This window comes from Actinospica durhamensis (assembly GCF_018139695.1).
GTDB classification, from domain to species: Bacteria; Actinomycetota; Actinomycetes; order Streptomycetales; family Catenulisporaceae; genus Actinospica; species Actinospica durhamensis.
In genome coordinates, this window is the sequence record NZ_JAGSOG010000026.1 from 1 (window position 1) to 12,212 (window position 12,212).

General features: G+C 66.6%; 10 protein-coding genes and 1 pseudogene. 5 read left to right on the forward strand and 6 right to left on the reverse strand.

The window, feature by feature from the left end; all coding sequences use genetic code 11:
• Positions 1 to 82: 82 nt before the first annotated feature.
• Positions 83 to 1,195 carry a caspase family protein gene (locus tag KDL01_RS08280; RefSeq protein WP_212527780.1) on the reverse strand — a complete coding sequence of 371 codons (1,113 nt, stop codon included), beginning with the start codon at positions 1,193 to 1,195 and terminating at the stop codon, positions 83 to 85.
• On the reverse strand, positions 1,192 to 1,704 hold the full coding sequence (locus KDL01_RS08285) for an effector-associated constant component EACC1 (protein WP_212527781.1): 513 nt from the start codon (positions 1,702 to 1,704) through the stop codon (positions 1,192 to 1,194). The genes KDL01_RS08280 and KDL01_RS08285 overlap by 4 nt, the downstream gene beginning before the upstream one ends.
• Positions 1,705 to 2,180: 476 nt before the next feature.
• Between KDL01_RS08285 and KDL01_RS08290 the strand changes: the two genes are divergently transcribed.
• Both KDL01_RS08290 and KDL01_RS08295 read left to right on the forward strand, forming a co-directional pair.
• On the forward strand, positions 2,181 to 3,344 hold the full coding sequence (locus tag KDL01_RS08290) for a hypothetical protein (RefSeq protein ID WP_212527782.1): 1,164 nt from the start codon (positions 2,181 to 2,183) through the stop codon (positions 3,342 to 3,344).
• Positions 3,345 to 3,381: 37 nt separating this feature from the next.
• Positions 3,382 to 6,570: a tetratricopeptide repeat-containing protein gene (locus tag KDL01_RS08295; protein WP_212527783.1), complete on the forward strand. Its 3,189-nt coding sequence runs from the start codon at positions 3,382 to 3,384 to the stop codon at positions 6,568 to 6,570.
• A 145-nt stretch (positions 6,571 to 6,715) separates the two neighbouring features.
• Here the strand turns inward: KDL01_RS08295 and KDL01_RS08300 are convergent, their stop codons facing one another.
• On the reverse strand, positions 6,716 to 7,300 hold the full coding sequence (locus tag KDL01_RS08300) for a hypothetical protein (RefSeq protein WP_212527784.1): 585 nt from the start codon (positions 7,298 to 7,300) through the stop codon (positions 6,716 to 6,718).
• Positions 7,301 to 7,317: 17 nt separating this feature from the next.
• Positions 7,318 to 8,970 carry an ISL3 family transposase gene (locus KDL01_RS08305; RefSeq protein ID WP_307846177.1) on the reverse strand — a complete coding sequence of 551 codons (1,653 nt, stop codon included), beginning with the start codon at positions 8,968 to 8,970 and terminating at the stop codon, positions 7,318 to 7,320.
• Positions 8,971 to 9,236: 266 nt separating this feature from the next.
• Here KDL01_RS08305 and KDL01_RS45860 point away from each other — a divergent pair.
• Together KDL01_RS45860 and KDL01_RS08310 are read left to right on the forward strand one after the other, a co-directional pair.
• Positions 9,237 to 9,413: pseudogene (locus KDL01_RS45860) on the forward strand (transposase family protein); the annotation flags it as partial.
• 30 nt (positions 9,414 to 9,443) lie between these two features.
• Complete coding sequence (locus KDL01_RS08310) at positions 9,444 to 9,956, forward strand: hypothetical protein (protein ID WP_246576150.1); 513 nt, start codon at positions 9,444 to 9,446, stop codon at positions 9,954 to 9,956.
• Here the strand turns inward: KDL01_RS08310 and KDL01_RS08315 are convergent.
• A complete protein-coding gene (locus tag KDL01_RS08315) occupies positions 9,851 to 10,390 on the reverse strand; it encodes a DUF6882 domain-containing protein (protein WP_246576137.1) in 540 nt (179 codons plus the stop codon). The genes KDL01_RS08310 and KDL01_RS08315 overlap by 106 nt on opposite strands.
• Positions 10,391 to 10,439: 49 nt before the next feature.
• Positions 10,440 to 11,585, reverse strand: coding sequence for a site-specific integrase (locus KDL01_RS08320; RefSeq protein WP_212527787.1), 1,146 nt, complete (start codon positions 11,583 to 11,585; stop codon positions 10,440 to 10,442).
• Here KDL01_RS08320 and KDL01_RS08325 point away from each other — a divergent pair.
• On the forward strand, positions 11,550 to 11,798 hold the full coding sequence (locus tag KDL01_RS08325; RefSeq protein ID WP_212527788.1) for a hypothetical protein: 249 nt from the start codon (positions 11,550 to 11,552) through the stop codon (positions 11,796 to 11,798). The two genes, KDL01_RS08320 and KDL01_RS08325, sit on opposite strands and share 36 nt — an antisense overlap.
• The last annotated feature ends 414 nt before the right edge of the window (positions 11,799 to 12,212 follow it).

Genomic DNA, 12,212 nt, shown 5'->3' on the forward strand with positions numbered 1-12,212 from the left:
ACGCTTCGGGCGCGGCGCCGGGTCGTGCTCGTGATCGGTCGTGCTGGCCATGCCGGGGGTGCTCCTGTCTCGCCCATCTAGACTAACCCGATAAACCGGGTGTCTCAGCCGAGGCTGTCAGAGAGGGGAAGGCCCCGACGGCGAGGAGGGGCAGCAGCGTGCCGGTCGATCTCTCGTACTTCTCCAGGAGGTCCACGTAGTCGATGTCTCGACCGCTGACAGGAAAGGCGCTCCTGTCCCTCACTTCCGCCACGACGCGGTTAGTCTCGCCCGTGAAGAGTTCATACACGCCGATGCGCTGGTGTGGGTCGTGGAAGATGCGCTTGAGTTCACACATCAATCCTGGAAGCTGCCCCGAGACGCCCACTGGGACGTTCGACGGCGTTCCCGACTGCGGCAGCGCCGACGCCTGCGAAGACGCCGACACATCGGCAGTGCCACCTGAAGATCTGTTTCGGAACAGGCAGATCTCGCCGGCGTCGTTCCGGTTGCGCTGTTGTGGGATCGGAAGCCGTTTCGCGCCGAGCTGATATACGAGCCTCTGGTAGAGGGCGTTCATCGATAAGAACTCCGGACCCTCCGCCATCCCGAGCTCGATGAGTTCCAGCAGTTCGCCGGTGAACGCGGTGTAGGTGGCGCCGAGTGGGGCGAGCGCCTGTCTCGTCTCGGCAGTGGCAGTCAGCACGTACGAGCCACTGACGTTCACCTTCGTGGCAACATCCCGCCCGTCCGCCATCTGACCGTTCAGTGCCAGGCCGCTCCAGCAGCAGTCGAGGATCACCACCTTCCGCCGAGCCTTGATGGGGACGCCGGAGTTCGATCCGAGCAGCAGGCTGCGAATTTCCTCGTACCGGATGGACCGGTAGAGCCGGTCCGTGCTCGAGTTCTCCAGCCCCAGGTACAGCTCGCCTGTCGTGGGGTCCGTCAGGCCGTGGCCGGCATAGTAGAACAGAAGCGAGTCCTCGGCGTCGCGGGTGGCGTCGTCAACTGCTTCGAGGAACTCATCACGCGTCGGTTGCGCAAGCACAACACAGTTCCCCTCGGGAAGCCCCCAGACCTCGGGGTGACGCATCAGCTGCGAGAGCCTGTCAAGATTGTTCTTGACCGCTGGCAGCTCATCGAGTGACTGGTAGGAATAGGTCCCGATCAGGATCGCGTGAGAGCGTTGCGGATCGGAGAGCTCGAGACTCGTCACTCTTCGCCGCTCCGCGCACCGTCTGAGCCTGAGGCCAGCGCTTGTAGGAGTTCCTCGGCTACGCGCGCATCGTCGGTCTCCAGCGTGACCTCCCTCTCCCCGCACCTCAGCGTGACGCGCACGTGCTTCGGCCTGGTCCCGCGCCAACTCGCCACCGCCACACCGAGCCCGGCCAACCCGGTTCCATCGGAGATGACCGCTTGCACAAGATCTAGGCCGACGCCCATCCGGCCAGGCTCGACACCTTGGGACGTGAGCGACAGACCGGCTTGTGCGCCGACATCCGGATCGCTCGAAAGCCACCGGTACAACGACGCCGCCTCAACGCCCTCGGGATCGTTCTCGACCGCCACCGTGATAATCATCAAGCCCCCAAGTCGGATCGATCCCACCGGAAGGCCAATGCTACTGTCCGCTGACCTGTGATGCGGGGTTGATGAACGGGTCGGCCGCGCCCCTGAGAGCTTCGGTGACGCCGCGGTCATCGCGACGCCCTGGTCTTCGAACACGATTCCGAGCTAAGGAGAGGCCTGGAGGCACCGGCGGCTGCGGAGAGCCGATGGGATCTCCACCGCCCTGCATTCAGGATGTACCGACTTCTATGACCGGCTCGGCTACTTCATGCAGTGCGGCTCGTTCCGCGACGGGTCTTGAAACGGCTCCGTCGTACCGTGAGCGGAGCCCGATGCGCCTGCTACTCGTCGAACTGCGAGAGCTCAAAGCGCCGCTCCAGGCTGCAACGACCATCAATGTACGTGCCCGGAGACAGCCACTTATCAGCCGCACGGACCACGGGTGCCACGTCTGGCACCCGACCGTGGGCAAGGCGTGCCACAACGCGCCCTGCGCGTGGCCTCGCCGTATCAGTAATCGTTGTTAGTCTCAGTCGGCAAGAGCATGCGGGTCAGCAGGGCCGTGCGTTGGGGCTGCGCGAGTCCGTTCAAGCGCGTAGCTACTGCGTGTAGCCCGAGAATGGGGAGGATGCGTGAAGGAACGCCGCTGCCAGGACGACGACGTCCAGCATGTATGGACGGTGGGCGCAAGCTGCCTGTTTCAGGAGGAAAGACCCGGCCCTCAAGAACTCGACACCGGCAGCGAAGATCATTCGATCTGGGTCGAGCGCCAGGCCGCGGTCCAGGCGACATTCGTCCAAAAGATCTTGGTTGATCTCGACGGCGATGCCAGCCGAATAGGCGCGGCCGCCGAGCGCTGCCGCACACACGTCACAGAACACGGTTCAGCGTCTGAGATGGGCTCTGCGTATGCGCGAGCCGCCAGCCTCTGTGTCCGCGCGCTGGACCTGTTGAAGGAGAGCGGCGCGGACACGGACACCCATATACGTGATCTGATTCTTGCCCACTGCCGCCACGACGCGACGATAGCGTTCCTCGGCGGCGCCACGGGTATCCGAGAGCTTGCGGCCGAACGGTTGCGTGCCGACCTCGAAGTGCTGAACGAGCAGGCCATTTCCTCCCTGAGGCTGCTACCCGAAACCCTCAACTACCCGGGTCCCAGCTACGACCCGGAGACAGGCCTATTCGAGACGGGCACCGATGCTGACGGCAACCGAATCTCATGGCGCCTGCACCAGCCGGGCGGCGGAGTCGAGCACGGCGTCATTGTGGGCCCCGCCGGCTCGGGCAAATCAAACCTCGTGTCAATCCTCATCGTCGAGGCACTGCACTCGCTACGCTTTCTGCTTCTGCTGGCCGACCCCTCCGGCCGCGGCCAGTTGCCCGGCCCCTTCGCGAAGGTCGCCTATCAGGGCGCTGGAGATGCCCCTGGCACGTTGAAGTTACTGCGCGGCGCGCTCGCCATCGTACGCCACCGTGCCAAGGCTAGCGGCCAGGTGGAGCCGACGCCGGAGCGAGCCGGTTTATTGCTGGTGATCGAGGAGTGCCAGCATGTGTTCACTCCGTACGCGGAGGCCACGCGCATCGCCGAGACCATCATCAACAAGGGCGCGGCCGCCGGAGTCGCGTTGGTCGTGACGGCGCCGAGCAGCAACCTGGAGCACTTTGGCTCGAGTGAACTGCTGCGCGCTGGCCTGGCCCGCGGCAACAGCGCGGTAATGGGGGGCCCGGACATGCTGGGGCAGAGTTTGACACTCCAGAACGCGGCCGCGGCTGGCCCAGGCCAACACCGCTAACACCTAGTTGTCAGGCGAAGCGAAGGAGCACGGGAAGTTGACCGGTGACGGCGAACTTCAGGATCCGAGGATCGACGGCATCCCAGAGGATCTGCGCAATGCAGGACCCAGGTCACGGGCGGGGTTCACCTACCAGGACGAGTGTGCCGCGCTCGCACTGCTCGGCCACCTGGGCCACCGCGATCTCGAAGGGATCGTGGTCGAGCGCTCCACGGACCTGATCCTGTTGCCGCGCGAGCCGGCACGCCCGGAATTGGTCTCGGTCAAGCATCGGGAGGCCAACCAGAGCAGCGACAGCCGCTGGGGCTGGTCTGATCTGAAGAAGGAGCGGGTGCTCGCCGACCTGCACGCGAAGTGGAACGCCGCCGGGCGCTCGTGCACGGTGGCGTTTTGGAGCAACGCAGGCTTCTCGGACGCAACCCACGAGCTCTGGCTCTCCTGCACGAAACAGCGCACCGCGAGCCCGAAGCTCATCGCGCGGATTCAGGAGCACATCGGAGAGTCCAACCCGGATGAGGCGCTGGAGTTCCTGGCGGCATTGCGGCTTCCGCTCGAGCCGCTTCCGCGGCGCGCGGAGATCACCGACGTCGGCATCCGGCGCACCGTGGACCTACTGAAAGAACATCGTCCCCGTAGCGCGGAGGCCGCGCCACGCTGTTATGAGCGGCTGCTCACGCTCTTGCACTACGCGAGCAATGAGTCCCGCAGCCCGCTGCAGCCGGTAGCTGCCGCCGGGGCGACCCTGGCCGCTGCCCACGAGTTCCGTGCCGCAATGCGCTCCCGCAAGACCTACCTGGCGCGCGAGACGATCGTGCGCGAACTCGTAGCAACCTGCGATCGGCTGGAAGCTCAACTTCTGCCCGATGTCGGCTGGCATATGTGGGAGGAAGACGACCAGTTCACGGGCAGGGATGAGTACGTGCTGCGCCTCGATGCCCTACTTGAGCCTGGCAACCCCGTCCCGGTGAGCCCTGTGGTGATCCACGGGGTCACCGGATCCGGCAAAACGAGCCTGGCGACTCACTACGCCGCCAGCAGAGCAGCTAGCTTTCGCCCGATCTTCATCAACGGCGCCACCAGAGCCGGCGTTATCCGTAGCCTGGTACAACTTGCCGGTGGGGGCGATAACGACGCGTGGAACGACGAGCTCGCTCGCGCGGCGGGCCCGGTAACAGCAAAGCTCCCAGGCAACTGTGCGACCCTCATCGTGATCGACGGAGTCGACGACGTCACGCTGCTCCGAGGCATCGTGTCGCGCAAATCGCTATGCCGGGTCCTGATCACCACGACGCGTGGCCATCTCGACCAGGGATACGAGCATGTAGAACTCGGCCCGTGGAGCATCGGGGATGCCAGCCGTTTCGTCGAGAGCGTACTCCCAGCCTCGCTTCCGGACCTTCGTGATCGGCTCGTCCGCGTCCTCGGCGGACACCCCCTCGCTCTCACCCAAGCCGTCAACTACTGCCAGGCCACCCGTCGCCCGATCGAGCACTTCCTGCGCAAGCTGACAACCAAACCGCTTGACGCGCTCGGCCTCGGCAGCGCCAGCGGACACCCGGAACCCGTCGTCCAGTCCGTCGCACTCAACATCGAGGCCGCGAGAGAGCGCGAGCCGGCGGCGTTCGAACTACTTGGACTGCTCGCCTACATGAGCGCCGACCCGTTCGATGAAACCCTGCTGGGCAGCCACGGCGGCCACGCCTACGTCTACGTCGCCAGCGACGGACTCGAACCGACCGAACCTAGTGCTTCCGCCACAGCCATCCGCCGAGCCGTGCGGGACGAAGACGCATTGGAGGAGGCTGCCAACACCCTGGTCGGAATGTCGCTGGCCGAGCGGCGCGACACGGGGCTGGTCGTGCACCCTCTCGTGGCGTTGATCACTCGCGGCCTCGGCGGCGACCCACAACCATGGCTGGAGGTCGGGCTGGCCCCGTTCATAGATCTGCTCAACAAAGACGCCGCAGAACTCGACGAGCGGGCAGAACGCCACCTTAGCCACGCGCTGCGACTGGCGGAACACGCCATGTCAGCAGGTTTGTTCGGCCCCGCCGTCGCACTCACGTGTATCAATCTGGCGCAATACCTCTCCATCCACGGCTCCTGGGGTGCAGGCCTGGTGGGGATATCCGGAACCCCCTCGCAGTTCACCGACCGAGTTACCCGCGTGTTCTGGGATAGAGCTCTCGCGGGCCAGCTTCAGTGGCAACTTGCGTTTCAACTGCGCATCATCCATGCCTGCGTGCTCTACCGCGACAACCTCAAGCAGGATGCGGAGGATGTGCTCTTCGACGTCATCAATGAGGCCGGCTTACGCGGTGACGCCAATGCGCATCTGCGGGCGCTACTCACCGTCAGTTCGCTCGTCATCACCGCCGACCCCGCCCGTCGCTCCGAGCTTGTACTCATGCAGCTTGAGCGGATCCCCGAGGCTCTGGCCACGCAGTCACCGTGGACAATCGCGTCGATCGCTCACATCAAGACCGAGGCGTTGATTCGGCTGGGGCGGATCGAGGAGGCCGAAGCAGTGAACCGCGATGCCCTCGCCCGTGCACGCAACGCGGATATCCCCGAGGCAACGCGTGCCGAACTACATTCGGACGCCGTCTCCCTGGCCCGCTATGCCGGGAATGCGCAGGCACTGCTTGAGCAGGCGAAGGCTGTGTACGAGATCCGCAAGCGCAACTCACACGACCGGCCCAACTGGCTACTGATCGACGGCTTGCAGCAGTATGCCGACGCCGCGATCGACGCACAAGAATTCCAGCTAGCCGAGCAGCGGATTACCGAAGCCGAAGAACTGACTCGGGAGTACTTCACAACCGACTGCGCCCAGTACGCCAAGGTACTGGGCATCCGCGGCCGGCTACACCTGGTCACTCTCCGACTCACCGCCGCGGAAGCCGACCTATCACGGGCTGCGACGATCCTTCGGGGAGGCTCCGAAGAAGATGAGCAGCACCTGCCCGCAGTACTCGTCCATCTCGCGCTCGTTACTGCCTCATCCGGCCGGAGACCCGAGGCGCTGGAATTGATCGACGAAGCGATCGCGCTCGACACATACATATACGGCGAGCAGCACCCGGAAACCCAATTCGATATCGAGGTCCGCGAGATCATCCAACGCGGCGCAAGTATCGATCCACCAGCGTTGTGGTCCACAACGCCCTCAGCGCAGGGACTTTCCTGGGTCTTCCAGCGACTGACTAGGCCGGTCGAGGGCTGACCGCCGATCCGGGCGCTCCCGCGCGGAAGCGTAGCAGCACTCTGTCTTGAACCGCACCGCGTGCGGGCAGTTACACGGTGTGGCCTTCATGTCGACGACGGCGTAATCCGGCTCTCACGCAGATCTTGTTGCGGTGCCGTCGGGGTCAGGGTTCGTCGGTGTTCTCGATGATGGGGGCGATGAGGTTGTCGATGTGGTCGGGGTCCAGTCCGGCGTTTCGTCGGGCGCGGAGGCGGTCGGCGGCCATGATTCGGCCGTCGGGGTCGTCTTCGAGGTCGTCGGCGGTGATCTCGGCTAGATCGCCGTAGTAGCGGACCAGGCCGGTGGTCAGCCAGCGGGCGGCCTCGTGGTGGTGGTCGTGGGCGTCGAGGGTCTCGCCGATGATGACGAACACGTCCGGGTCGTCGGGGCGCTGCTTGCGGGCTGCGTCGATCTGGGCGAGGGCCTCGTCGGGCCGGTCTCGGGTGAAGAGGAACTCGGCGTAGTAGCCGTGGAGGCTGCCTGCGACGTGGCCGCCGTCTTCGAGGGCGGCGCGGAAGAGTTCCTCGGCGGTTTCGTCGTGGCCGGCGGCGGCGTAGTGTTCGGCGGCTTCGGCGTAGTACTGGGCGCGGTAGTCCGGGTGGTCTTGGCCGTGCCGGCGCATGGCGTCGGCGTGCGCGAGTTGCTCTGCGGTGCTGGTGGGAACGTATTCGATGTCACCGGGGACGATCCGGGGCGTGCGGCGGGCCATCGCCCAAGCCTATGCGGTCAAGCCGGGATCAGTACCTTGGCGCGCAGAAGGTCGTGGTTGGCCCGGCCGAACATGCCGCGCTTGAGGGTTTTCAGCCTGTTCACGGCGCCCTCGACAGCGCCGGAGGAGTACGGCAGGCTCAGCCCGTTGATTACGGCGTCCAGGTCGCGGCGTAGCCCGGCGGCGAAGGAGGTCAGGTGCGGCAGGTCGTCGGCCTCGACGAGCTGGATCCAGTCGAGGATCTCGTTGCCGCGCAGGCCGGTCATGATGGTGGCGAAGCGGCGCACGTGCTCGTGCAGGCGCTGAAGGTGTTCGCACCGGGTGAGCAGGTCCGTGAGTTCGGTGGTGTCGTCCTTGGTGAGGTGGTCTGGGCGGGACAGGAGCCAGCGGCTGATCTTGCGGGGCTTCGGGACCGGCGGGGCCGAGGGCGCGGGCTTGCGCCGGACGGGGTCGGGGTGGCTGCGGCTGGTTCCCGGAACCCGGTAGGGGCGTAGATGCCGGCGCACGCTCTGCTCGCTGCCGGTGTACCCCACCTCGCGGATCCGCATCGTGATCTGGGCGCCGTCGAGCCCGGCGTTGAACAGTTCGTTGACCTGTTGGACGTAGTCGTCGAGGGTGGTGGTGCGGTTGTGGCAGTTGACCAGCAGCTCTTCCAGACTGGTGGCGTTCGCGAAACGGCGCACGGTCTGGATGTCCAGGTTCAACTCCCGGCCGATCGCCGACCGCGACATACCGGCGGCCAGCCGGGACTGCACCGCCTCGAAGCGCTCGCGGGTCCGGGTGACCAGCCGCCGCTCCGGCACGATCACGGCGGCCGGTTCGGGCGCCGCGGCCGGCGCCACGGTCCCCACGCCGGGTTCCGGCTCCCCGGCCTGCGCCTCCGGCGCCGCCACCGGCGGTCGCAGGCACCCGTGATGCGCGGTGACCGTCTTGCCGGCTGCTTCGCACAGGTTTTTCCACAGGTGAAAGCGATCCGCCACCTGGATCGCGTCGGGCGCCCCGTCCGCGATGCCGTTGGCGTAGGCCCCGGCCCGGTCCCGGCACACTACCTCGACGCCCGGATGCTCGCGAAGCCACGTCGCCAGGGTGTCGGCTTCGCGGTCCGCCAGCACGTCGACGGGCCGGTGGTCGGCCATGTTGATCAGGATCGTTCCGTAGCGCTGGCCTTTGCGGAAGGCGAAATCATCGACACCGAGCACCGTGATCTCCGGCACCTCCGGGATCGGTTGCGCACGGACGCGGCGGATCAACGTGTCCGGGCCCACCGCCAGCCCCAGCTTCGCGCACAACCGGGCACCGGCACGCCCGGCCAGCGCTACTGCGACCGCCGCCAGCAGGCCGCCCGCGACCGGCGTGTATCTGGCGAACGGTGAGGTCAGTCCCGGTATCTGCTCGGCGAACGCCACCGCTGAACACGAGGCTTCCACGCACCGGAACCGGCGCACCGCCACCGCGATCCGCACCCGCTGCCCGGCCAGCGGCGTATCCGTCAGCATCCTGCGGTAACCGCCATGCGTCCGTGACGAGACCGACCCGCACCACGGACACCGCGCCGACGGCGCAATGGAACGGACGACCAACTCCACCCCGTCGTCATCCACGCCAACCCTCTCGACCCTGACGTTCGCGAGATGCGGAAGGAGGGCTTCAAGGCCCTGAGACACAAGCACAACCAGGAATCATGCCCCTGCGACCACTTCCACGCACAACGCGCCGACCCGACGGCACCGCAACAAGATCTGCGTGAGAGCCGAATAACGCGACGGTCGACACACCGAGGAGGCCAGCGCAGCGGCCTGGCGAACCTGTCGGAGATCTTGTTGCAGAGCGGTGACGTGTCGATCCGCAGGTGACTGCGCGCTCGCGGCGATCGTGGTCGGCGTGCGTAAATCAGGGGTATGAGGAACTGTTCCCGCAGTTCGCTTCGGCGCGTGTCATGGCCATAGAGGTTCGCTCCGAGCTGGTGGTGTTCGCCGTAGCCTCAGACTGTCCGACTGCTGCATGCGTAAGGTGCGGCACGGATTCGTCCAGGACGCACGGCGGCTACCAGCGGACGCTGGCCGACGCGCCGAGTGCCGGTCGGCGGGTGCGGCTGGAGGTCGCCATTCGGCGGTTTCGCTGCGTTGACCCGGACTGTCCCGCGGTGACGTTCGCCCAGCAGATACCCGGCCTGACCACACCGTACGCGCGGCGCACTGCCGTTCTGACCAGCGCGCTCACTGCTATAGCGCTGTCGCTGGCCGGGCGCGCGGGATCGCGCCTGGCCGCAGCGCTGGGCATGAGGGTCGGCCGGGACCTGCTGCTCGCGCTCATCCGTGCGCAGCCCGACCCGCAGATCCCCGAACTGAGTGAGTTGGGTATCGACGACTTCGCCATGCGCGAGCTGACCGCCACCCAAGCCGACGACCTCTACGAGTTGGTCACCGAGCGCGCCGCCCTCGGCGGATCGATGATCCTGACCTCCAACCGGGCGCCGGTCAAAGCGCACATGTTCGGGCGAACTTGTGCGAGGTGCTGCCGAAACGAGGCGGGTTCGGCCTGGCGCGGCGGCTATCCGATGTTGATTGCGAAGGTGGAGGTGCTTCCGTCGTTTGCGGTGAGGGTGACAGGGCCGAACGTGATGATCGCGAAGGCGGCGCCCGACGGGCCGCGGTAGAAGCCTGTGGCCTCGGTTATCCGTAGTGCGAGCGCGGAGAGCGTATCGGCCTTCTGATCGTCGGCGGCGATCGTCGGCTCGGCGAGCGTGTGGTGTCCACGGGCTTGGGCCCAGTCGCGGATCTCGCCCGAGGCCCGGCTCATTTCGGGGAGGATGCTTGGGTTGGCCCAGGCCCACATCCACGAGCCCGAGCTGCGGTTGTAGCTGGCCAGGATCTGGGCCGGTGCGGTCGCGGACTTGTCCGGGAAGGTCCAGGTGATCAAGCCTGTCTGCTGGTCGAGGCCCCAGCGGTCCGCGGTGCCCAGGCCCCATGACCGATGCGCCTGCGCCAGTTGCGGGATCATGTCCTGGCCTTGAAGCAGCAGGGTGCTCAGCTCGGAGTGATCAGCTATTGGTGTTTGGTTATCCGGCTCGGCCTTCTCGAACAGTCCCATGGCGCGCAGTCTGGCAGACGGCGTTCCTTGCTCTGTGCACGGGTCTCGGCTAGAGATCTGCGAGCCTGGCGTCGTCGACGCGGTCGGACAGGTAGAGCATGACGCCCTGCGGGTCCATGCCGAACGCGGCGGCGACGAGCTTGGGATCCATGGTGTTGACCAGCTCGAGTAGCCGGGTGTTACGGATGGTGCGGGGCGCGATGCCGCAGCCGTCCAGGACGTGGCTCAGATAGGCGGCCGATGCCGGGGATCGTCCGGCCTTGGTGTCCCGGGTGACGATCACGTGTGGGTTGTCGGTGCGCTGCTCGGCACGGTGCTCCAACGCTTTCTGCAGCACCTGCCAACTCGCCGGGTCCAACGGCACAGGCAGCGGTCGCTCGCCGAGCCGGACGTTGTGGCCTGCGGTGTCGATGCGGTCGAGGGTCAGTAGTCTGCCTTCTTGGCTCGAGGCTCCGTGCAGCAGAGCGAGCATCCCGACCAGGCACTCGTGCGGGTGGGCCTGCACATCGCGGGTCCAGCGGCGAAACAGATCACGCTGCTGGCCGATGGTCAGGGCGTGGCCGCGGAAGCCGCGCGGCTCTTTGGCCGAGAGCCCACGTGTCGGGTCGATCATGACCAGGCGACGATCGCGGGCGTGGGCAAAGAACTGCCGCAGCACCCCGAGGCGACGCTTGCGGCTCTTGGGCGGATCGGACAAGAACGCCTCGACGTCGGTGACATCGACCAGCGACCAGTCGGTATTACCCCGGCTGATCAGCAGCGTGGCGAAGTCACGGACGGTGGCCAGCGCGTGCTCGATGGTGTTGTCGCTTCGCGGGCGGGTGCCGGCGCACCGGGCCCGGGCCCTGGCAGCGAGCATCGCCTCGCAGAACGAGGCGACAGCCGGGCGCAGCGGCTGCGGAACTGCCTCGACACGCCGAGCTCGACGCCCCGCGGCGAGGCGTTCGTTCTGGTCAGTAGGCAGGGCGCCGAACACTACGCCGCCGCCGGCCACGACGAAACCGCCGAGGAACTCTTCCGCGCCGCCCTCGAAGACGGCGGCCACGTCGCAGGCAGCGTCCACGGCTACTACGCCGAGTTCCTCTTCACCCGAGACCGGCCCGACGAGGCCTTCGCCCAGATCGACGCAGCCCGCAAGCAGCGCCCCGACGACCCGGACGTGTTCGTCATCATCGGCGAGACCCTCGACGCCCACGACCACCACCACGAGGCCGCCCGCTGGCTGACCACCGGCCTGGTCCGCTACTACGGCGATCTAGCCGAGATCACCGCCGACGACCTCGAAGACGACCCCGACGGCCGAATCATGGCCGCCGACCGCCTCCGCGCCCGACGAAACGCCGGACTGGACCCCGACCACATCGACAACCTCATCGCCCCCATCATCGAGAACACCGACGAACCCTGACCCCGACGGCACCGCAACAAGATCTGCGTGAGAGCCCGTAATCCACCAGGGCTTGGTCGGCGTAATCCACCAGGCTCGATCCGTGCGTGAGTCTGCCAGCAGATCTCGAAGGTGCGGGTACTGAAGTAGGGGGAGAGTGAGGACACCAAGCCGGTGTGCCAGGCTGATTCGAGAACGGCGTGCGGCATTCGCTGGGGCTCCCTCCAGCCGCGGCGGCACAAACGCGTGTAGGCACGGGCGCGCCAATCCCCCTCGGAACCGATGACGGTAAGAGCGCGACGCGGACGCACGTTGCTGGTCAGCGAACGGTAGCTCAGGGCCTCAGGCTGCTGCTCCCCAGGGACTCCTCCAATCTCCGCCGCGACGATACCGCCAACCACCTCGACAGGCCCGCCGCCCATGTGGTGGCGCGCG

Excerpts from the sequence above, each read along its gene's own strand:
- KDL01_RS08300 (WP_212527784.1), bottom strand. The coding sequence starts at position 7,300 with ATGGCCCGCCGCACGCCCCGGATCGTCCCCGGTGACATCGAATACGTT.
- KDL01_RS08315 (WP_246576137.1), bottom strand. The coding sequence starts at position 10,390 with ATGGGACTGTTCGAGAAGGCCGAGCCGGATAACCAAACACCAATAGCT.